This is a genomic window from Cellulomonas hominis (assembly GCF_014201095.1).
In the GTDB taxonomy this organism is placed as follows: Bacteria; Actinomycetota; Actinomycetes; order Actinomycetales; family Cellulomonadaceae; genus Cellulomonas; species Cellulomonas hominis.
Genome location: NZ_JACHDN010000001.1, coordinates 1,481,764 through 1,502,489, shown reverse-complemented (window position 1 = coordinate 1,502,489; position 20,726 = coordinate 1,481,764). Strand labels below are relative to the sequence as shown.

General features: G+C 76.7%; 18 protein-coding genes, 1 tRNA gene and 1 other RNA gene. 11 read left to right on the top strand and 9 right to left on the bottom strand.

All coding sequences use genetic code 11. The features are described 5' to 3' along the window. Positions 1 to 28 precede the first annotated feature (28 nt). Positions 29 to 1,426: a GntP family permease gene (locus tag HNR08_RS07125; RefSeq protein WP_146836956.1), complete on the bottom strand. Its 1,398-nt coding sequence runs from the start codon at positions 1,424 to 1,426 to the stop codon at positions 29 to 31. Next, positions 1,423 to 1,965 carry a gluconokinase gene (locus tag HNR08_RS07120; RefSeq protein WP_146836953.1) on the bottom strand — a complete coding sequence of 181 codons (543 nt, stop codon included), beginning with the start codon at positions 1,963 to 1,965 and terminating at the stop codon, positions 1,423 to 1,425. Before HNR08_RS07120 ends, HNR08_RS07125 begins: the two co-directional genes overlap by 4 nt. 223 nt (positions 1,966 to 2,188) lie before the next feature. On the opposite strand from HNR08_RS07120, the gene HNR08_RS07115 reads away from it, so the two are divergent. Continuing rightward, positions 2,189 to 2,881: a FadR/GntR family transcriptional regulator gene (locus HNR08_RS07115; protein ID WP_246803047.1), complete on the top strand. Its 693-nt coding sequence runs from the start codon at positions 2,189 to 2,191 to the stop codon at positions 2,879 to 2,881. 42 nt (positions 2,882 to 2,923) lie between these two features. Here the strand turns inward: HNR08_RS07115 and HNR08_RS07110 are convergent, their stop codons facing one another. Further along, entirely contained in the window at positions 2,924 to 4,696 is a 1,773-nt protein-coding gene (locus HNR08_RS07110) for a pyruvate dehydrogenase (RefSeq protein WP_146836947.1), read from the bottom strand. Between the two features lie 223 nt (positions 4,697 to 4,919). On the opposite strand from HNR08_RS07110, the gene HNR08_RS07105 reads away from it, so the two are divergent. Next, positions 4,920 to 9,002, top strand: coding sequence for an SCO7613 C-terminal domain-containing membrane protein (locus HNR08_RS07105; protein WP_146836944.1), 4,083 nt, complete (start codon positions 4,920 to 4,922; stop codon positions 9,000 to 9,002). A 22-nt stretch (positions 9,003 to 9,024) separates the two neighbouring features. Here HNR08_RS07105 and HNR08_RS07100 read toward each other — a convergent pair whose 3' ends face one another. Further along, entirely contained in the window at positions 9,025 to 10,302 is a 1,278-nt protein-coding gene (locus HNR08_RS07100; RefSeq protein WP_146836941.1) for an MFS transporter, read from the bottom strand. A gap of 77 nt (positions 10,303 to 10,379) precedes the next feature. Here HNR08_RS07100 and HNR08_RS07095 point away from each other — a divergent pair, with 77 nt between their 5' ends. Continuing rightward, positions 10,380 to 10,676 (top strand): GNAT family N-acetyltransferase, encoded by a 297-nt coding sequence (locus HNR08_RS07095; protein ID WP_146836938.1) that lies wholly within the window; start codon positions 10,380 to 10,382, stop codon positions 10,674 to 10,676. Positions 10,677 to 10,796: 120 nt separating this feature from the next. Here HNR08_RS07095 and HNR08_RS07090 read toward each other — a convergent pair whose 3' ends face one another. The 3 genes from HNR08_RS07090 to pgm form a co-directional block, all read right to left on the bottom strand. Beyond that, complete coding sequence (locus HNR08_RS07090; RefSeq protein ID WP_146836935.1) at positions 10,797 to 10,976, bottom strand: hypothetical protein; 180 nt, start codon at positions 10,974 to 10,976, stop codon at positions 10,797 to 10,799. Between the two features lie 86 nt (positions 10,977 to 11,062). Continuing rightward, on the bottom strand, positions 11,063 to 11,806 hold the full coding sequence (locus HNR08_RS07085) for an SAM-dependent methyltransferase (RefSeq protein ID WP_183834900.1): 744 nt from the start codon (positions 11,804 to 11,806) through the stop codon (positions 11,063 to 11,065). A gap of 300 nt (positions 11,807 to 12,106) precedes the next feature. Beyond that, positions 12,107 to 13,777 carry a phosphoglucomutase (alpha-D-glucose-1,6-bisphosphate-dependent) gene (pgm, locus tag HNR08_RS07080; protein ID WP_146836932.1) on the bottom strand — a complete coding sequence of 557 codons (1,671 nt, stop codon included), beginning with the start codon at positions 13,775 to 13,777 and terminating at the stop codon, positions 12,107 to 12,109. Between the two features lie 84 nt (positions 13,778 to 13,861). Here pgm and HNR08_RS07075 point away from each other — a divergent pair, with 84 nt between their 5' ends. The 4 genes from HNR08_RS07075 (at position 13,862) to HNR08_RS07060 (ending at position 16,644) form a co-directional block, all read left to right on the top strand. Next, the gene (locus tag HNR08_RS07075) at positions 13,862 to 14,689 is read left to right on the top strand and encodes a DUF5926 family protein (RefSeq protein WP_146836929.1); all 828 of its coding nucleotides are present in this window, start codon (positions 13,862 to 13,864) and stop codon (positions 14,687 to 14,689) included. A 341-nt stretch (positions 14,690 to 15,030) separates the two neighbouring features. Further along, a complete protein-coding gene (locus HNR08_RS07070) occupies positions 15,031 to 15,792 on the top strand; it encodes a glycosyltransferase family 2 protein (RefSeq protein ID WP_146837029.1) in 762 nt (253 codons plus the stop codon). 85 nt (positions 15,793 to 15,877) lie between these two features. Beyond that, the gene (locus HNR08_RS07065; protein WP_146836926.1) at positions 15,878 to 16,243 is read left to right on the top strand and encodes a VOC family protein; all 366 of its coding nucleotides are present in this window, start codon (positions 15,878 to 15,880) and stop codon (positions 16,241 to 16,243) included. 35 nt (positions 16,244 to 16,278) lie between these two features. Continuing rightward, a complete protein-coding gene (locus HNR08_RS07060) occupies positions 16,279 to 16,644 on the top strand; it encodes a VOC family protein (RefSeq protein ID WP_146836923.1) in 366 nt (121 codons plus the stop codon). Between the two features lie 110 nt (positions 16,645 to 16,754). On the opposite strand, the gene HNR08_RS07055 is transcribed toward HNR08_RS07060, so the two are convergent. Further along, a tRNA-Ser gene (locus HNR08_RS07055) sits at positions 16,755 to 16,839 on the bottom strand. A 145-nt stretch (positions 16,840 to 16,984) separates the two neighbouring features. Between HNR08_RS07055 and HNR08_RS07050 the strand changes: the two genes are divergently transcribed. Continuing rightward, the gene (locus HNR08_RS07050; RefSeq protein ID WP_146836920.1) at positions 16,985 to 17,698 is read left to right on the top strand and encodes an AAA family ATPase; all 714 of its coding nucleotides are present in this window, start codon (positions 16,985 to 16,987) and stop codon (positions 17,696 to 17,698) included. A gap of 11 nt (positions 17,699 to 17,709) precedes the next feature. Here HNR08_RS07050 and HNR08_RS07045 read toward each other — a convergent pair whose 3' ends face one another. Beyond that, the gene (locus tag HNR08_RS07045; protein WP_210737336.1) at positions 17,710 to 18,192 is read right to left on the bottom strand and encodes a GNAT family N-acetyltransferase; all 483 of its coding nucleotides are present in this window, start codon (positions 18,190 to 18,192) and stop codon (positions 17,710 to 17,712) included. A 76-nt stretch (positions 18,193 to 18,268) separates the two neighbouring features. Between HNR08_RS07045 and ffs the strand changes: the two genes are divergently transcribed. The 3 genes from ffs (at position 18,269) to HNR08_RS22275 (ending at position 20,666) form a co-directional block, all read left to right on the top strand. Beyond that, an RNA gene (gene ffs / locus HNR08_RS07040) (signal recognition particle sRNA small type) lies at positions 18,269 to 18,365 on the top strand. A gap of 184 nt (positions 18,366 to 18,549) precedes the next feature. Next, positions 18,550 to 19,311: an ABC transporter ATP-binding protein gene (locus tag HNR08_RS07035; protein WP_146836917.1), complete on the top strand. Its 762-nt coding sequence runs from the start codon at positions 18,550 to 18,552 to the stop codon at positions 19,309 to 19,311. Then, positions 19,308 to 20,666: an FtsX-like permease family protein gene (locus HNR08_RS22275; protein ID WP_146836914.1), complete on the top strand. Its 1,359-nt coding sequence runs from the start codon at positions 19,308 to 19,310 to the stop codon at positions 20,664 to 20,666. The genes HNR08_RS07035 and HNR08_RS22275 overlap by 4 nt, the downstream gene beginning before the upstream one ends. Positions 20,667 to 20,726 lie beyond the last annotated feature (60 nt).

Genomic DNA, 20,726 nt, shown 5'->3' with positions numbered 1-20,726 from the left:
TCGACCTCGGCCTGGCGACCGGCCCCCGCTAGATCACCAGGCTCAGCAGCAGGACCACGATCAGGGCCGTGACCGACAGGACGCACTCCATGAGGGACCACGTCTTGAACGTCTGGCCGACCGTCATCTTGAAGTACTCCTTGACCAGCCAGAAGCCGGCGTCGTTCACGTGGCTGAGGAACACCGAGCCCGCGCCGATGGCCAGCACCATGAGCGCCACGTGCGTCGGCGACAGGCCCTCGGCCAGCGGCGCCACGATCCCGGCCGCGGTGATCGTCGCGACCGTCGCGGAGCCGGTGGCCACGCGGATCAGCACCGCGACCAGCCACGCCGCGAGCAGCGGGGAGATCGGGGCGTCCGCCAGCCCGCCGGCGATCACGTCGCCGACGCCGGAGTCCACGAGGGTCTCCTTGAAGCCGCCGCCGGCGCCCACGATCAGCAGGATCGAGGCGATCGGCGCGAACGACGAGTCCACGAGCTTGCTGATCTGGCTGCGCGTGCGGCCCTGCGCGGACCCGAGCAGCACCAGCGACGCCAGCGCGGTGATGAGCAGCGCCACCAGCGGCGTCCCGACGAAGTCGAGCACCTGGCCGACGCCGGAGTCCTGGAACCCGACGGTCTCGGCGAGCGTCCGGGCGAGCATGAGCACGACCGGCATCAGCACGACGGTCAGCGCGACGGCGAACGACGGCCGCTTGGCGCCCTCCTCGCGCTCGCCGGCGCCGAGGATCTCGGTCGGCGGGTCGAGCGGCACCCAGCGGGCCATCGGCTTCGCGAGCAGCGGGCCCGAGATGGCGACGGTCGGGATCGCGACGAGCAGGCCGAGACCGAGCGTCAGGCCCAGGTCGGCGCCGAGCGCGTCGATGGCGATCAGCGGGCCGGGGTGCGGCGGCACCAGGCCGTGCAGGGCCGACAGGCCGGCGAGCGCCGGGATGCCGACGGTGATCATCGAGACCTTGGACCGGCGCGCGACCAGCATGACGACCGGCACCAGCAGCACCACGCCGACCTCGAAGAACAGCGGGATGCCGATGATGAACGCCGCGAACGCGATCGCCCACGGCAGCCGCTGGACCGGCGTGCGGGCGAGCACGGAGTCGACGATCTGGTCGGCGCCTCCCGACTCGATCAGCAGCTTCCCGATGATGGCGCCCAGCGCGATGAGGATGCCGACGCCCGCGACCGTCGTCCCGAGCCCCTCGGTGAACGACACGAACGCGTCGGTGTAGGGGAGCCCGGCGGCGACCGCGAGCACGCCCGCGCCGAGCATCAGCGCGAGGAAGGGGTGCAGCTTCAGCCAGACGATCAGCAGGACGATCACCGCGATGCCGAGCACCGCCGCGACGACCAGGCGCGTGTCCGAGACGGCGGGGGCGGCGTCCTCCGCCGCTGCGGCGAGCAGGGCGCCGTCGGCGAGCAGGCTCATCGGGTCTCCTCCGTGGCGCGTGCGGTGGCGGGGTCGATGCCCAGCGCGCGCAGCGCGGCGTCGGCGACCGAGTGCGGGGACACCTCGACCTCGACGACCACGCCGTCCTCGGCGTCGGTCAGCGGCTCGAGGGTCTGGAACTGCGACGGCAGCAGCGAGGTCGGCATGAAGTGCCCGGCGCGGCCGGACATCCTGTCGCCGATCGACTCGATGGTCCCGGACAGGTGCACGAACCGCACCCGGCCCTCGGCCTCGCGCAGCACGTCGCGGTAGGCGACCCGCAGCGCGGAGCACGTGACGATCGTCGACCGCCCCGCGCGGGACTGCTCCGTGAGCCAGTCGCGCATCGCGCGCAGCCACGGCCAGCGGTCCTCGTCGGTCAGCGGGGTGCCCGCCGACATCTTGTCGATGTTGGCCTGCGGGTGGAACTCGTCCGCCTCCGCGTACGGCCAGTTCAGGCGGTCGGCGAGGATCTGCGCGGTCGTGGTCTTGCCCGACCCCGCGACCCCCATGACCACCAGGTGCTGCACCTCAGGCATCAGTGCCCTCCTCGACGTCGTCGTCCGGGCGCGGTACGTCCGGTCGCGCCCCGGAACCGTCCGGGGCACCGGCACACTGTCGCACAAAGGTGCGACCTTTGAAAACCAAAGATCGCACCAGTCGCCCGCATTGGTCGTCCGCGCTCCGTGTGCGACCCTGGCACGGCTGCCCGGGTGGCGCGCGTCGACCGGACCGCCCCCGCACCGGGCGCGAGGAGGAGCGGTGGGCGTCGAGGTGCTGCACAGCACCGTGCTGGAGGTGATCGGCTCCGAGATCACGGCCGGTGCCCTGCCCGAGGGCTCCGTGCTCACCCTCGAGCAGATCCAGCAGCGGTTCGCGGTCTCCCGGACGGTCGCGCGCGAGACCATGCGGATGCTCGAGCACCTCGGCCTCGTGACCTCCCGCCGCCGCGTCGGCCTCGTGGTGCGCCCGGCCGCCGACTGGATGGTGTTCGATCCGCGCGTCATCCGGTGGCGGCTGGCCGGCCCGGGCCGGCTCGCGCAGCTCCGGTCGCTCACCGAGCTGCGCGCCGCCGTCGAGCCCGTCGCCGCCGCGGCCGCCGCCCGGCACGCCGACCCCGGCGAGGTGGACCGGCTGCTCGTGCTGGTCGCCCGGATGCGCGAGCTGGGCGAGGCCGGCCGCCTGGACGAGTTCGTGGTCTGCGACATCGAGTTCCACGCGCTGCTGCTGCGCGCCGGCCGGAACGAGATGTTCGCCGCGCTGACCGGCGTCGTCGCCGAGGTGCTCGCCGGCCGCACCCGGCACGGCCTCATGCCCGACCGCCCCCGCCCCGAGGCCCTCGACGCGCACGACGCGGTGGCCGACGCGATCCGCGCCCGCGACCCCGAGGCGGCGGAGCGCGCGATGACGGTGATCACGACGGAGATCCGCGCGGCCCTCAGCGACCTCCACTGACGCCGCCCTCCGCACTCCGTCCGCGGGCCTCGGTGCGCCCGGTCAGGGCCGCGGGACGTTGCGGAGGTTGGAGCGGGCCATCGCCATGACCTCGCCCATGCCCCCGCCGAGGATCTCCTTGCTCATCGCCGCCGTGAACCCGCTGACCTGCTGCCGCGTGATCTTCGGCGGGATCGACAGCGCCCGCGGGTCCGTGACCAGGTCGACGAGCGCGGGACCGTCGTGCGCGAACGCCTCGCGCAGCGCGGTGCGGATCTGCGTGGGGTCCTCGACGCGGACCGACGGGATGCCGATGGCGCTCGCGACCGCGGCGTAGTCGACCGACGGGGAGTCCGTGCCGAACGAGGGCAGCCCGTCCACGAGCATCTCGAGCCGCACCATGCCGAGCGTCGCGTTGTCGAACAGGATGATCTTCACGGGCAGCTGGTAGTGCACGAGCGTGACCAGCTCGCCGAGCAGCATCGACAGGCCGCCGTCGCCGGCGATCGCGACCACGTGCTTCTGCCGGGCGCCGGAGTCCCGGGCGGCGAAGGCCGCGCCGATCGCGTGCGGGACGGCGTTCGCCATCGAGCCGTGCAGGAACGACCCGATGACCCGGCGCCGCCCGTTCGGCGTCAGGTAGCGCGCGGCCCAGACGTTGCCCATGCCGGTGTCCACGGTGAACACGGCGTCGTCGGCCGCCTCCTCGTCCAGGACCACCGCGGCGTACTCGGGGTGGATCGGCGTGTGGTGCTCGACGTCCTTCGTGTAGGCCCCGACGACGCCGGACATGGCCTTCTCGTGCTTCTTCAGCATCGAGTCGAGGAACCGCCGGGACTTCTTGCGGCTCACCAGCGGGAGCAGCAGCCGCACCGTCTCACCGACGTCGCCGACCACCGCCAGGTCGGAGCGCGTCCGCCGGCCGAGGTGCGTGGGGTCGATGTCAACCTGCGCCGTGCGGACGCCGGCCGGGAGGAACTGGTCGTACGGGAAGTCGGTCCCCAGCAGGATCAGCAGGTCGGCCTCGTCCATCGACGCCTGGAGCGCGCCGTACCCGAGCAGGCCGGTCATCCCGACGTCGAAGGGGTTGTCGTACTGGATGTGCTCCTTGCCGCGCAGGCTGTGCCCCACCGGGGCGGCGATCTTGTCGGCCAGGGCGATGACGTCGTCGTGCGCGCCCCGCACGCCCGCGCCGGCCAGGATGGTGACCTTCTTCGCGGCGTCGATCGCGTCGGCGAGCGCCGTGACGTCGGCGTCCGCGGGGACGACGCGGGGGCGGCGCGGCCGGGTCAGCGTGTCGGGACCGGGGGCCGGCGCCTCGAGGTCGGCGACGTCGCCGGGGAGGGTCAGCACGGCGACGCCCGGGGCGCCGTACGCGTGGTGGATCGCGGAGCGGATGACCCGCGGCGCCTGCGCGGCGGACGAGATCATCTCGGAGTACACCGAGCACTCGACGAACAGCCGGTCGGGGTGGGTCTCCTGGAAGTACTGGGTGCCGATCTGCGCGCTCGGGATGTGCGAGGCGATCGCGAGCACCGGGACGCGGCTGCGGTTCGCGTCGTAGAGCCCGTTGATGAGGTGCAGGTTGCCCGGCCCGCAGGAGCCCGCGCAGACCGCGAGCCGGCCGGTGATCTCGGCCTCCGCGGCGGCGGCGAACGCCGCGGCCTCCTCGTGCCGGACGTGCACCCACTGGATGTCCGCGCCGTCCTTCTGCGCCCGCCGGACCGCGTCGACCACCGGGTTCAGGCTGTCCCCGACGATGCCGTAGATGTGCGTCGCGCCGGCCGCCACCACCTGGGCGACGAGCTGGTCGGCCACCGTGCTGCTGCGTGCCACGTCCCGCTCCTGTCGTTGTCGTGTCCGGCCATATTCATCCCATGATTCGAGCGGCGCCACTCCGGGGCCTGTCTCGTCCGTCACCCCGGCCGCGCCGCGCGGGGTCGGCCGGGGGGCCGCGGGGGATCTGCCGGGGTCCGCCGACGACGGGCGACCTGGTGAAAGTCTGCGCAGGAACTGTGCACGCCGCACCCGGGGGCGCCCGGGCTGGCACGCTCTGCACGTGGACACGACCTCGGCGGACGCCGCGCGGCGCGAGCTCATCGACTTCTCCCGCTGCGCCGCGTGCGGCGCCACGCTCCGGGTCGCGCGCTGCGACCGGTGCGGGCTCGACCTCGCCGGGGCGGAGGGCTCGCGGATCGCGGAGGCGTCCCGGGCCGCGGTGCGGGCGCTGGACGAGCGGCAGCGGGTGATCGACGCCGTGCGGGCGGCGCAGCAGGCGCGGTCCGCGGGCGCGGCGGGCGGCGTCCCGGGGGCGTCGACGTGGGTGCCGGGGGCGCCGTACGGTGACGCCGCGCCCGTGCCGCCGGTTGCCGCCGCGCAGCCGGCCCACGCCGCGCAGCCCTCGCCGGTGCAGCCCGCCAGCCTCGCCCCGGCCGGCCGGCCGGCACCCCTGCCCGGCCCGGCCGCGCCGGTCCTCCCGGTCCCCCCGTACCTCCGTGGCCCGGCCCCGGCCCCGGCCCCGCGCGCCGAGCGCCCCTTCGACGTCGCCCGCCTCTTCGCCCTCGCCGGCGCCGGCCTGGTCGCCGCCGCGGCCCTGGTGTTCGCGTTCTTCGTGCTGGCCGAGGCGCCCGCCGCCCGCGTGGTCGTGCTGCTCCTCGCCACGGCCGGCGCGGCCGCGGGCACGCTGGTGCTGCGGCGCACGGGCATCGGCGGCTCCGCGGAGGCGGTGGGCGGCCTCGTCGCCGCGCTCGCCGTCGTGGACGCGTGGGTGGTCGCGGAGCTCGCCGACGCCCCGGCCCGGTGGGTCGTGCTGGCGGTGCTGCTGGCGGGGGTCGGCACCGGCCTGCCCGCCGCCGGGCTCGCGGCGCGGGTCCGCTCGTGGACGGTCGCCGTGCTCGCGCTGCCGCTGGTCCCGCTCTGCGTCGCCGGGGCGGTCGGGGGCCCGTGGGCGTGGCACCTCGGGCTGCTCGCCGCCGGCCTCGTGACCCTGGTCCGCGTGCCGCTCGGGCGCGCCGTGGCCGGGCGGTTCGAGCGGTCGTCCCCGGCGCTGGACGGGCTGCTCGTGCTGGCCGCCGCCGTCCTGCTCGTCGCCGCGCTGGCCGCCACGGTGGCGCTGCCGTCGCCGGTGCGCGGCTGGGACTCGGGCGGCATCGCGGTCGGGCTGCTGCTCGCCGCCGCCGTCGCGGCGGTGCAGACGCGCTCCGGGCAGGCGGCGGCGTGGACGTCCGCGTCGGGCGCGCTCACCGTGCTCGGTGCGGTGGTCGCCGCGATCGGGGCGGTGCCCTCCGGGGGCGGGGCGGGCCCGGTCGCCGGCGCGGGCGCGTGGACGCTGCTGGTCGCGCTGCCGCTCGCCGGCGGGACGCCGACCGCGACCGACGTGCTCTACCGGGCGCGGGTCACCGGCGGCTGGGTCGCGCTCGTGCTCGCGACCGTGCCGGGCGCGGTGGCGGGGACCGGCTCGACGCTCGCCCTGCTCGGGGCGCTGGGCGCGCCCGTCCCGGACCTGCTGGGCCCCGCCGCGTTCGCCGAGGCGGGCGGCTCGGGGGTCGGGCCGGTGCTCGCGCTCGCGGTGCTGGCCGGGGCCCTCGCGGCGATCGGGCGGATCCCGCTCGCGCCGGTGCGGCACCGGCCGTGGCCCGGGGCGGTGCCCGCGGGGATCGCTGGCGTGCCGGGCGCGGGCCTGCCCGGCAGCGGCCTGCCCGGCGGCGTCGGCGGCCCCGCGCTCGTCCCCGTCGTGCGCCCGCCGGCCGTCGTCGCGTTCGGCCGCGCGTGCCTGCCGGCGGCCGTCGTGCTCGCGGTCGCCGCGGCGACCGGGCTGCTGCACCCGTGGTCGCCCGCTCTGCTCGTCGGGGAGCTGGTGCTCGCGGTGCTGCTGGTGGAGGCCGCCCGCCGCCTGCCCTCCCGGGACGCGGGCACGGAGCCGCCGACCGCGGGCGCGGTCCCGGCGGCGGCGACACCGTGGCGGGCGACCCTGGTCGCCGCCGCGTTCGCCCAGCTCGCGTTCCTCACCGCCCTCTCCTGGGTGTCCCGCCCGACCGCGGCCCTCGGCGCCGTCGCCGCGGTCGTGCTGCTGCTCCGCACCCGGCGGCTCGTGACGGCCGACCTGCGCGGCGTCCTCGTGGCGGCCGGCGCGGCCTACGCCGGGGCGGTCCTCGCCGTGCTGCTGGGGTGGCTCGGCTGGGACGGCTTCGGGGTGGCGGGCGGCGTCTCGGTCGCCCTGACCGTGGCCGCGGTGGTGCTGACGGTCGTCCCGCGCGTCGGCCGCGACACGTGGCTGGCCGTCCTGGCGGTCGCCGTGGTCCCGGCCGGGGTCGCCGTCGTGGCGGTGGCCGCCGACCGGACGTGGTGGTCGGCCGGCGCCGCGGCCGCGCTGCTGGTGCTCGAGGGCGTGCTGCTCGACACCCGGGTGCGCCCGGTCCCCGCCTGGCTGCGCGTGCTCGCCGCCGCCCTCGTGGTGCCGACCCTCGCCGTCGCCCTCATCTGCGCGGGCGCCGTGCTGCTGCCCGGGTCGGCGTCCCCGGTGCTGCTGCCGGTCGTCGCCGTGCTGGCCGCCGCCGCGGCGGTCGCCGCCCCGCCCGTCGCCGGCCGCCTGCGCCGCCGGGCGCTGGACGTGCCCGCCGAGCACGCCCGGGTCGCGCTCGAGGCCGCGGCCGCCGCGACCGGCGCCGTCGCGCTGCTGCTCGCGATCGCACGGGACAGCACGGGTGCCGGCACCGTCCTCGTGGTGTGCGCGATCCTCGCCGCGGGCGGCACGGCCGTCGCCCGGCGGCCCGACCGGCGCCCGGTCTGGTGGGCCTCCGCCGCGCTGTGGACCGGGGTCGTCTGGTCGGCGCTCGCGTGGTGGGAGGTCGGGCTGGTCGAGGCCTACACCGTGCCGCCCGCGCTCGCCGCGGTCGTGGTCGGCACCCTGCTGTCCCGCCGGGCCGACGGCTGGCGGCCGCTGGTGCAGTCGGGCACCGCGCTGCTCGTCGCGCCGACGCTGCTGCTCGCGGTCCTCGGGCGCGAGACCGGCCTCCGGTCGGCGGTGCTGCTGGCGTGCGCGGCGCTCGCGGTGGGCGTGGCGGTGCTCGCCGACGCCGACGCCGACCCCGACGCCGACCGCGCGGCCGGCCCGGCGCCCCGGGCCCGCGCCCTGCGCGTCCTCACCGACGCGCTGCTCGGCGGCGCGGCCGTCGCGGCGCTCGCCGGTGCCGTGCGGTCCGCCCACCTCGCCGCGAGCACCCCCCAGGGGTCGCCCGCCGGCGACGCCCGGCTGTTCGGCGTCGCGCTCCTGTGGTCGCTCGCCGGCGCGGTGCTGCTCGGGGCGGCCTGCCGGCTGCTCGCCCGCCGGTCCGCCGACGACCGCGCCGCGCTGCTGCGCCGCTGGGCACTCGGCCCCGCGCTCGTCGCGGGCACGGTCGGGGTGCTCGTCGCGGTCCGCCCCTCGTGGGCGGCCGTGTGGACCGGCTGGGTCGTCGAGCTCGGGCTGCTCGCGCTGGCGGTGCTGGCGGTCCGCGCCGACGTCGCCCGCCCCCGTCCGGCGGGCCCGGCCGCCCCGGACTCCCCCGCCTCCCCGTCCGCCCTCGTGCTTCCGCCGGGCTGGTTCCTGTGGCTCGGCGGCCTCGCCTGGGCGATCGGCGCGTGGAGCACCCGGCTGCTGCGCGTCGAGGTGTTCGCCCTGCCGCTCGGCCTGGCGCTGACCGCGATGGGCCTGGTGGCCCTGCGCGCGTCGCTCGCGGACCGCGCGACCCCCGCGACCCCCGCGACCCCCGCCCGCCGCTCCGCCGCCGGCTGGCCGGTCGGCTACGAGGGGTCGGTCGCGACGCTCACCCCCGGCGTCCTGGCGACGCTCGGCCCGTCGATGCTGGCGATCTGGACCGACCCGATGACGTGGCGGGCGATCCTCGTCGTCGTGCTCGCGCTCGGCTTCATGCTGCTCGGCGCCCGGCAGCTGCTCCGCGCCCCGCTGGTGGTGGGCGCCGCGGCGCTGCCGGTCGCGGTGGTCAGCGTGTTCGCGGCGCAGATCGGCCGGACGATCTCCGCCGGGCCGTGGCTGCTCACGCTGCTCGCGGCGGGCGGGCTGCTGCTGGTCCTCGGCATCTTCGCCGAGCGCCGCCGGGCCGGGGCGCAGGACGACCAGGGGGCGCCGCGCGTGCTGCGCTGACGACCGGCCCGGGGCGGCGTCCTCAGCGGGCGCCGTCCTCCGGTGCCGCCGGGGCGGCGGTCTCGGCGGCGTCGACCGTCCCCAGGTCCGCCGTGCCCGCGCGCAGCGTGCGCAGCGAGGCGAGCACGGCCACGACCGCCAGCCCGGCGGACGCCACGACCACCAGGTACCCGCCGTGCGAGCCCTGCCGGTCGATCAGCGAGCCCGCGACCCACGAGCCGAGCGACACCCCGACGCCGAGCGACGTCCCGACCCAGGTCAGCCCCTCGGTCAGCCGCTCCCGCGGGACGAAGTGCTGCACCAGCCCGTTGCCGTTGACGAGCGTCGGCGCGATGGCGAACCCGGCGACGAACATGACGACCGACAGCATCGCCATCGAGCTGACCAGCACGAACAGCGAGGCGCCGATCGCCAGGGCCACCATGCCGATCGCGAACCGCCGCCACAGCGGGGTCACCCAGTGCCGCGCGCCGTAGAGCAGCCCCGAGATCATCGACCCGCAGGCGAACACCGCGAGCGCCACGCCCGCGAGTCCCGGGCGCCCGGCCTCCTCGGCGAACGCGACCGTGCTCACGTCGGTGGCCCCGAAGATCGCGCCCATGGCGACGAACACGATCGCGAGCACGACCATGCCGCCGGACCGCATGACCGACACCCGCCGCGCGGGCGTGCCGTCCGGGCCGGCGGGGAGCTCGGTCCGCGGGTGCGGCGGCGGCTGCGTGCCGCGCTGGGCGAGGAACCACAGCCCGCCGAGCACCATGCCGACCACCGGCACGACCAGCCCGGCGGAGGGCGCCACCGCCGTCGCCAGGGTCGTGGCGAGGATCGGCCCGACGACGAACACGAGCTCGTCCAGCGCCGACTCCAGCGAGTACGCGGTGTGCAGGGCGCGCGGGTCGTCGAGCACGTGCGACCACCGCGCCCGGACCAGCGCCCCGAACGACCCGATGGTCGAGCCGACCACGATCGCCGTCACGTAGAGCGTCCAGACCGGCGCGCCGGCGGCGGCGCTCAGCACGAGCGTCACCAGGCCGGTCGCGGACACGGCGATCGCGGGACGCATGACGCGCGCCTGCCCGTGCTGGTCGACGAGGCGGGCCAGCGGCGGCGAGCAGACCGCCTGCGCCAGCACGTACGCGGCCGACACGCTGCCGGCGAGGCCGTACGAGTCGTAGAGCGCCTCGATCATCAGCACGATGCCGATGCCCACCATGGACATCGGCAGCCGGGCGATCACCCCGGCGGAGGAGAACGCCAGCGCCCCCGGACGGGAGAGCACGTCACGGTAGGGCCCCAGCACCCGGACAGTCTGGCACCTGCCGGTGACACGGGTGCGGACGGCGGGTGAACCGACGCCCCGCGGCGCACACTGAGGCCATGCCGGACCCCACCGTCGTCGACGCGCCCGACCACCACCGGTTCGAGGCGCTCGCCCCCGACGGCACCGTCCTCGGCGTCGCGGCCTACCGGCGGCGCCCGGGCGTGGTCGTCTTCACGCACACCGAGGTCGACGCCGCGTACGGGGGCCAGGGCATCGGCTCGACGCTGGTCGCGGCGGCGCTGGACGCCGTCCGGGCGGCGGGCGAGCGGATCGTCCCGCTGTGCCCGTTCGTGCGGCGGTACGTCGCCGACCACCCGGAGTACGCGGACCTGGTCATGTCCGAGGGGGACTGACGCCGAGCGCGCTCGCTGCGCCGCGGGGCATCCTGCGTGCATCCGGGGTGGGTCGCGTCATGCCGCCGCTGCTCGCGGGGTGCCCCCTCACCTCGAGGGGCCGGCGGGAGCAGCCGGCGGTCAGGGGTTGAGGAAGGACGCCGGGTCCGCGTCGCTCGTGCCCGGGTCGGGCATCGACCGGGCGACCTCCTCGTCGGAGACCTCCGCGTCGCGGACCTCGTCCACGTCGGGGTCCGTCACGGCGTCCGGGGTGTCGGCGGGGACCGGTGCGTCCTCGCGGTCCGGGGTGCTCTCGCTCATCGGGCGCTCCTTCGCTGCTCGTCCGGGGCGCCCACGCTAGGCCGGGCGGGCGCGTCCCGCACGCCCGGCCTGGCGTGGCCGTCGGGCTACCGGGCGATCAGCGCGAACACGCCCCACCCGAAGTGCACCCGCATGAAGGCCGCGTACTGCTGCGGCTCGGTCGCCAGCAGGCGGCGGACCTCGTCGTGCAGGTCGTGGTCCGGGTGCGCGTCGGCCCAGCGGCGCATGCTCAGCCACTGGGGTGCCATGTACCGGTCCCAGGACTCCTCGGTCGCGCAGACCATCTCGACGACGTCGTAGCCCAGCGCGCCGAACGAGGCCAGCAGGCCGGGCAGGGTCAGGTACTCGTCGGCGGAGGAGACCCCGCACCCGGCGACCTCCTCGGGGGTGCCGGGGACGGTGCGCCAGTACGGCTCGCCGACCAGCAGCATCCCGCCGGGGGTCAGGCTCCGGTTCAGCAGGTCGATCGTGCCGGGCACCCCGCCGCCGATCCAGGTGGCCCCGACGCAGGCCGCGACGTCGACGGGGGCGTCCGCGACGTACCCGGAGGCGTCGGCCTCGACGAACCGGACCGCGTCGTCCACGCCCAGCTCGGCGGCGCGGGCCCGGGCGGACGCGACGAAGTCGGGGTTGAGGTCCACACCCACCCCGGTGACCCGGTGGTCGCGCGCCCAGGTGGACAGCAGCTCACCGGACCCGCACGCCAGGTCGAGGACGTGCGCGCCGGTGATGCCGAGCCTGGCACCGAAACCGGCGAGCTGCCGCTCGGTCAGGGGGTTGTGGATGCGGTGGCGGGACTCACGGATGGAGAAGAGACGGAGGTCGAACACGATGATGCTCCTTGCACGGGTTCCAGTGGGCGTTCGTGTGGGAGCGGACGGATCCGCTCGCCGGCACCTGGACCGTCCTCTGGCATCGGGCTCTCTGTGATGGCTCCGCTCGCGGACGGCGACCGGGCCGGGCCCCGTGCGGGCCCGCGTCGAGGCTAGGACCGGGCCCGGTCCGCGGGCCACGCTTTTCGCCCGCGCCCGCGCCCGCGCCCGCGCCCGCGCCCGCGCCCGCGCCCCTGCCAGGGCCCGTCCCCGCGCCCTGGCCCGCGCACGGGAACCGCGCCGCGCGCCGCGCCGCGATCAGCCCAGTGCGTCCGAGACGACCTCCTTGGCGGCCTCCTGCACCTGGGCGAGGTGCTCCGGCCCGGCGAAGGACTCGGCGTAGATCTTGTACACGTTCTCGGTCCCGGACGGCCGGGCGGCGAACCAGGCGTTCTCGGTGGTGACCTTGAGCCCGCCGATCGCGGCGCCGTTCCCGGGCGCGGCGGTGAGCTTCGCCGTGATCTCCTCGCCCGCGAGCGTGGTGGCCGTGACCTGCTCCGGGGACAGCTTCCCGAGCGTGGCCTTCTGCTCGAGCGTCGCGGGCGCGTCCACCCGGGCGTACCAGGACTCGCCGAACTCCGCGACGAGGTCGGCGTGGTGCTGCGACGGCGACCGCCCGGTGGTCGCGAGGATCTCGGACGCGAGCAGCGCGAGGATGATCCCGTCCTTGTCGGTGGTCCACACGGAGCCGTCGGTGCGCAGGAACGACGCCCCCGCGGACTCCTCGCCGCCGAACCCGACCGAGCCGTCCAGCAGCCCGGGGACGAACCACTTGAAGCCGACCGGCACCTCCAGCAGCCGCCGGTCGAGGGAGCGGGCGACCCGGTCGATCAGCGAGGACGACACCAGCGTCTTGCCGATCGCCGCGTCCGCCGGCCAGCCGGGGCGGGCGCCGGAGTACAGGTAGCGGATCGCCACCGCGAGGTAGTGGTTCGGGTTCATCAGCCCGGCGTCGGGGGTGACGATGCCGTGCCGGTCGGAGTCCGCGTCGTTGCCGGTGGCGATGTCGAACGGGGCGTCCCCGCCCATCGCGGTGACCAGCGAGGCCATCGCGGACGGCGACGAGCAGTCCATCCGGATCTTGCCGTCCCAGTCGAGCGTCATGAACGACCACTGCGGGTCGACCCGCGGGTTCACGACGGTGAGGTCCAGCCCGTACCGCTCGGCGATGGCGCCCCAGTACTCGACGGACGCGCCGCCCAGCGGGTCCGCGCCGATCCGCACGCCCGCCGACCGGATCGCGTCCAGGTCGAGCACGTGCACCAGGTCGTCGACGTACGCGCCGAGGTAGTCGTGCTTGCGCGTGGTGTCGGCGGCGAGCGCGGCGTCCAGGCTCACGCGGGGCACGCGGTCCACGCCGCCGGCCAGCAGCTCGTTCGCGCGGTCCGCGATCCAGGAGGTCGCCTCGGACCCCGCGGGACCGCCGTGCGGCGGGTTGTACTTGAAGCCGCCGTCCCGGGGCGGGTTGTGCGACGGGGTGACGACGATGCCGTCGGCCAGGCCCGGGCCCGACGCGCGCACGCCCTCGGAGGTCGCCGCGCCGTTGTGCAGCAGGATCGCGTGCGAGACGGCCGGGGTCGGCGTCCACGAGTCCCGGGCGTCCACCCGCACCTCGACGCCGGCGGCGGCCAGCACCTCGAGCGCCGTGCTCCACGCGGGCAGCGACAGCCCGTGGGTGTCCCGCCCGATGAACAGGGGGCCGTCGGTGCCCTGGGCCCGCCGGTACTCGACGATCGCCGCGGTGATCGCCACGATGTGCGCCTCGTTGAACGCGCCGTCGAGGCTCGACCCCCGGTGCCCGCTGGTGCCGAACACCACGCGCTGCGCGGGGTCGTCCAGGTCGGGACGGCGGTCGTGGTACGCGGCGAGCATCGCGTCGACGTCCACCAGGTCGGAGGGCTGGGCAGGGGTTCCGGCGCGCGGGTCCATGGCGTCGATCCTGCCACCGAAGCGGCCGCGGCGGCGGGCTGGGCAGGGAACCTGTGGACGAGCGCGCCCGGTACCCTCGTCGGCATGGCCTCCGCATCCTCCGTCGAGTTCGTGCTGCGCCCCTTCGAGGGTCTCCCCGGTGAGCCCGACTGGGTCGCCCTGCGCGAGCTCGTCCCCGCCGCCACCGCGACCGCCCGCACCACCGCCGAGCACGGCGCCCGCGACGTCACGGTCACCACCGTGCTGCCCGACGGCTGGGCCGCCCTGCACCGCGCCGACGGCGTCGTGCTGCTCGCCCTGCAGACCGTCGGGGGCTCCGGCGACGCGAGCCGCGACCTCGCCGCCGCCCTCCTGGAGGCGCTGGACTCCGAGCCCGGCACCGCCGTCCAGCAGTCCGGCCTGCCCGGCCCCGGCCCGCGCCTGCAGGACGTGCTCGACCTGACCGTGCCCTTCGAGGTGACGGTCGAGGACTCCTTCTCCTACTGGATCGCCGCCGGCACCGAGATGACGCCCGAGCTCAAGGCCGCCGTCGAGGAGGCCGACGCGGGCGTCGTCGGCACCAAGAAGCTCGCCGCCGTCGACGCCGGCTACTGGGTCCGCATGGGTGCCCGCGAGTACCTGCGCTGGGCGCAGCCGCACGACGAGCAGCAGGTCATCGACGGCCTCGCCCGTCTGCACGGCCGCCGCGAGTCGGGCTTCGACGGCGCGAAGTTCATCGGCTACTTCCGGTCCAACGGCCTGGTCGTGCCGGTCTGGGAGCTGGCGCGCGGCAGCGAGGCGGAGGACATCGAGGACGCGGTGGCCGCGTTCGCGCCGACGTTCGCCGCCGCGGTGGCCGAGACGGAGCCGCTCGACGCGAACGCCCGCCGCGCCCGCGCCGGCATCGTCGCCCGGCAGGTCACGCTGCGCTGAGGCGACCCGGCCCGGCGGAGGCCGGCACGCGCGGAGCGGTCCGCGGGTGCCGGCCTCCGGCGTCCCCGGGGTCCGGCGGTCCCGCGCGGAACCGCAGGTGACGACGTCGCGCCGCCGGTGTGACCGTCCTGTGCAGCCTCCGCGTGTCCCGCCCTCGCAGAGCGCCGCGCCGGGGTCCGATCGTTAGGCTGTGGCGCGTGACGGGCGCGGCGGAGGACAGGACCGAGGATCGACCGGTCGCCGACCGCCCTGCCCAGGGCGCGGCGCCCGACGAGGCCGCGACCCCGGCGGAGCCCGCACCGCGCAAGCCCCGCCGCCACCAGCCGGCGCCGACCGCGCCGCTGGAGGCCGCGACGACGACGGCCCGCACCGGCCGCTCCCGGCAGCGCGTCGCCGTCGTCATCCCCGCGAAGGACGAGTCCCGCCGCATCGCCGCCACCGTCCGCTCCGCGCGGGCGATCCCGCACGTGGACCTCGTGCTCGTCGTGGACGACGGGTCCGAGGACAACACCCAGCACGTCGCCCGCGAGGCCGGCGCGGTGGTCGTCCGGCACTCGCACAACCGGGGCAAGGCCGCCGCCATGGAGACCGGCGCCGCCGTCGTCGCCATGCGTGACGCCCCGGACCGCCCGCCGCGCCTGCTGCTGTTCATCGACGGCGACCTCGGCGAGACCGCGGTGAACACCGCGCCGCTCGTGCCCCCGGTCCTCGAGGGCACCGCGGACGTGTCGATCGCCCTGCTGCCGCCGCAGCCCGGTGCCGGGGGCCGGGGCATCGTCGTCGGCGCCGCCCGCCGCGCGATCCAGTCGATGACGGGGTGGACCCCGACCCAGCCGCTGTCCGGCATGCGCTGCCTGACCCGCGAGGCCTTCGAGGCCGCGACGCCGCTCGCCCGCGGGTGGGGCGTCGAGACCGGCATGACGATCGACCTGCTCCGCAAGGGGTTCGTTGCCGTCGAGGTGCCGTGCGACCTGCGGCACCGCCCGTCCGGCAGCGACCTGCGCGGCCAGATGCACCGCGCCGCGCAGTACCGCGACGTGCAGCTCGCCGTCGCCGCCCGGCGCGTCCGGACGTTCGTCGCCCCGAAGCGGTCGAAGGGCTGACCCTCGCCCGTGTCGGTGGCCGTCCCTAGGCTGGGCGGCAGCCGATCCCGCAGCGGCGCGGGGTCACCGGCCCCCGGGAGGGGACATGGCACACGGCGACATCACGCACCACGAGATCCCGGCCGACGACCTCGCGCGCGCGACCGCGTTCTACAACGACCTCTTCGGCTGGGGCGTCCAGGAGTACCCGGGCTTCGAGGGCTACCCGATGTGGCGCGGCCCGAACCAGATGAACGGCGGCGGCCTCGTCCAGCGCGGCGAGCAGCTGGACGCGCCGCGCGCCTACGTCGAGGTCGACTCCATCGACGACGTGCTGCGGCGCGTGACCGAGCACGGCGGGCAGGTCCGCGTGCCGAAGACGGAGATCAGCGCCACGAGCTGGTCCGCGGTGCTCCTCGACCCGGACGGGAACGAGATCGGGCTCTACGAGGGCGTGACCGAGGCCGGCTGACGGCGGACCCGGCGACGGAACGACAGGAGACGGACATGGGACACGGCGACATCACGCACATCGACATCCCCGTCGCGGATCTCGCGCGGGCCCGGGAGTTCTACACCGCGGTGCTCGGCTGGGACATCCAGGAGATGCCCGGATTCGAGGGCTACCCGATGTGGCGGGCGCCCAACCAGATCAGCGGCGGCGGGCTCGCGCCGCGGGACGAGGGCTTCGACCGGCCGCGGTCGTACGTCGAGGTCGACTCGATCGACGACACCCTGCGGCGCGTGGCCGAGCTCGGCGGTCGGGAGGTGCTGCCGAAGACGGAGATCAGCCCGACGAGCTGGTGGGCGGTGTTCGTCGACACCGAGGGCAACCAGATCGGGCTGTACGAGGGGTCGGACGAGGACGGCTGACGCCGGGCGGGGCGGAGGCGCCGGCTCGGGGAGCGGCCGTGGGCCGGCCCGCGCGCCCGGGAACGCGAGAGCCCCCCACCCGGTTCGCCCGGGTGAGGGGCCTCGTGCTGCGGAGGATGGGGGATTCGAACCCCCGAGGGCTTGCACCCAACACGCTTTCCAAGCGTGCGCCATAGGCCACTAGGCGAATCCTCCCGGCCCGTAGAGGGTACCCGAGGCGGAGGGCAGGTCGGTAACCGGCCGCTCGGCGACCTCCCGGGGCGCGGGAGCGGCGTCGTGGTGGGCGCGCCCGCGCCGCTCGCGACTGTGGTGGGCTGACCCCGTGCGCACCGCCCGACCCGTGACCCTCCCCGTCCGCCGCGTCCGCGCCCACCCGGCGGCGCCCGTCCCGCGGGGCGCGTGGTTCGCGGACGTCCCCGCCGTGGCCCAGGTGCTCGCGGACGGCTGGGAGCTCGGCCCGGCGACGGTGCTGGTCGGCGAGAACGGGGCCGGCAAGTCCACGCTGGTGGAGGCGCTCGCGGTGGCGTTCGGCATGGGCGCCGAGGGCGGGTCGACTGGCGCCCGGAACGTGACGCGGGCGTCGGAGTCGCCGCTCTGGGAGCACCTGCTGCTCGAGCGGGGGGCGGGTGCGTCGCGCCGTGGGTTCTTCCTGCGGGCGGAGACGATGCACGGCTTCTACACGTACCTCGAGGACAACCCCGGGGGCGGGGACGCCGCGTTCCACGACATGTCCCACGGCGAGTCGTTCCTCGCGGTGGTCCAGGACCGGATGCGCGGGCGGGGGCTGTACGTGCTGGACGAGCCGGAGTCGGCGCTGTCGTTCACCGGGTCGCTCGCGCTGCTGGCGCACCTGCGGGGGCTGGTTGCGGCCGGCGCCCAGGTGGTGCTGTCGACGCACTCGCCGGTGCTGGCCGCGCTGCCGGGCGCGCAGGTGCTCGAGGTCGGGCCGTGGGGGTTGCGGGAGCAGGCGTGGGAGGACACCGACCTCGTGCTGTCCTGGCGCGGGTTCCTCGGCGCCCCGGAGCGGTACCTGCGGCACCTCGACGACGCCTGACGGCGGGCGCGTCAGCGCAGGTGCAGCCGCATCGGCTCGAACGGCTGCGACGCGAACCCCAGCCCGAGGTACAGCAGCTCGCCCTCGGCGGTCGCCGCCAGGCTGACGGTCGCGACGGCGGGGTCGGACCGGAACCAGTCGAGGATCCCGGACACGCACGCCCGGGCCAGGCCGCCCCCGCGGTGCTCGGGGAGGGTGGCCACGGAGTACACGGTCCCGTGCACGCCCTCCTCGCCCCCGGGCCCCGGCGGGCGGTCCTCGCGGCAGCCGACCGCCCCGGACACCACGCCGTCCGCGGGGTGCTCGGCCACCACGGCGGCCACGTCGTCGCCGGCCAGCCGGTCCCGGAACCACGCCTCGGCGGCGGCCCGCCAGGGGGCGTCGGGCCCGCCCGGGTCGGTGCCCGCGGCGGCGAGCATGACCGCGCGGATCTCCACGAGGGCGGGGGCGTCGGCGGGGAGCGCGCGGCGCACGACGACGGCATCGGACGGCACGGGGGCGATCGTGCCACCCGCGGCAGGCCCGGGACCGGGACGTCGAGCCCAGGCCCGGGGCTGCGTTAGGCTGGTGGCAGACCCCTCGTGCGGCGTCATCTCGCTGAACCCCCCCAGGGCCGGAAGGCAGCAAGGGCAGGTGAGCTCTGGCGGGTGTGCGGGGGGTCCTTGCATGCCCGCGCGCCGTCCGCGCCCCGCGCCCTCCGCGGCCGGGGGGGTCGGCAGCGCGGATGACCCGCCGTCCGCCCGCGGGGGGACGGCGCCCGTCGACCGCCGACCCGGGTCGCAGGGCCCGGCCGGGGCGGACCCGCCCGCGGTCCGACGCGCCGCGGGCCCCCGCCGCCGGACGCTGGGGGCATGACGCAGCAGACCCCCGCCCCGCCGGCCGCCGCGGCTCCCGGCACCCCCGCCCGCCTGTCCGCCCGCGGCCTGGTCAAGCGCTTCGGCCCGACCACGGCCCTCGCGGGGGTCGACCTGGACGTCGCGCCCGGCGAGTCGGTGGCGGTCATGGGGCCGTCGGGCTCCGGCAAGTCGACGCTGCTGCACTGCCTCGCGGGCATCCTCGTCCCCGACGCCGGCACGGTCGCGCTGTCGGGGCGGACGCTGCACGACCTGGACGAGCGGCAGCGGTCCCTGGTCCGGCGGCGGCAGTACGGGTTCGTGTTCCAGTTCGGGCAGCTGCTGTCCGAGCTGCCGGCGGTGGAGAACGTCGCGCTGGCCCCGATGCTGCTCGGCACGTCGCGCAAGGAGGCGACGGAGCTCGCGGGCCGGTGGCTGGCGTCGCTGGGCCTGGCGGGGATGGAGGGCCGTCGCCCGGGCGAGCTGTCGGGCGGGCAGGCGCAGCGCGTGGCGGTGGCGCGGGCGCTCATCACCGGGCCCGAGGTGGTGTTCGCCGACGAGCCGACGGGCGCCCTCGACCAGGCCACCGGCCAGGACGTCATGCGGGTGCTGACCGAGACGACCCGGCTGGCCGGCGCGTCGCTGGTGCTGGTGACGCACGACGCCGACGTCGCCGCCTGGTGCGACCGGCGGGTGGAGGTCGTCGACGGTCGCGTGGTCGCCGACGTGCGGCGCGACGCGGCGGCCCGGGCGGCGCACCCCGCGGGCGGTGCGCGGTGAGCGCCGTCCTCGCGCTGGCCCCGCGGCTGCGCGGTGCGGGCGGGCGGGACAGCCGGCTGACGACGGCGCTCGCGGTCGCGGCGTTCGCGGTCATGACGGCGCTGACGCTGTCCGTGGTCGGCGGGCTGCTCGGGTTCCAGGGGCGCGCCGCGCACCCGGCGGACGAGTACCAGCGGGAGAACGCCGACTCGTACGTGATCCTCGCGTGGACCGCGGTGGTGCTGCTGGTCGTGCCGCTGCTGACGCTCGGGGGGTCGGCCGCGCGGCTCGGGGTGGCGCGGCGGGACGCGCGGCTCGCCACGCTCCGGCTGCTCGGGGTGACGCCGCGCGAGGTGGTGGCGCTGACGGTCGTCGAGACGGCCTGGCAGGGGCTCGTCGGGGCGGTCGCGGGCATCGCCGGGTACGTCGTGCTGCTGCCGGTGTGGACGCGGGTGCCGTTCCAGGGCTCGACGTTCGGCGTCGGGGAGCTGTGGGTCGGCTGGCCGGTGCTGCTCGCGGCGTGCGCGGCCGTCCCGCTGCTGGCCGTGGTGTCCGGCGTCCTGTCGCTGCGCCGGGTGGTGGTGTCGCCGCTCGGCGTCGCGCGCCGGACGACCCCACCGCGGATGCGCGCGGTGCGGGCGGTGCTCGCCGTGCTGGCGATGGGGCTGTTCATGGTGGTGTCGGCGTCCCTGGGCGCGCTCGGCGCCGCGGCCGTCGCGTTCGCGATCGGGTCGCTGGCGCTCGGGTTCGGGGCGCTGAACCTCATCGGGCCCTGGGTGCTCGGGCTGGTGGGCCGGCTGCGGGTGCGCTGGGCCCGGACGCCGGCGCAGCTGCTGGCCGCCCGGCGGCTGGTGGACGACCCGCGCGCGACCTGGCGGGTGGTCGGCGGCCTCGGGCTCGCCGGCTTCGTCGCCGGGGCGCTCGCGGTCGTGCCGGTCATCCAGTCGGCGCTGGAGGGCGAGGAGGCGGCGGTCGACACGTACGCCGGCGACCTCATGCGGGGCGCGCTGCTGACCCTGGTGATCACGTTCCTGGTCGCGGCGGCGTCGGCGGGCATCACGCAGGCGGCGTCCGTGCTGGACCGGCGCCGCGAGTACGCGCTGCAGGTGCTCGCGGGGACGCCGGTCGGGCTGCTCGACTCCGTGCGCCGCCGGGAGGTGCTCATGCCGATGCTGCTGGTCGCCGTCGGGTCGGCCGCCGCGGCGGTGGTCATGCTGTCGCCGGTGCTCGGCATCGCGGGGATCACCGACCCCAGCGGGCTGCTGCTGCTCGTCGGGTGCCTCACGGGCGGGTGCCTGCTGGTGCTCGGGGCCACGGAGACGTGCCGGCCGCTGCTCCGGTCGGTGCTGGCCGAGACGCAGGTCAGGCCGGACTGACCCTCCCGGGTTCGCCCGAACAGGTGACCCCGTGCGGTCGCTCGCCGCGCGCGCAACCGC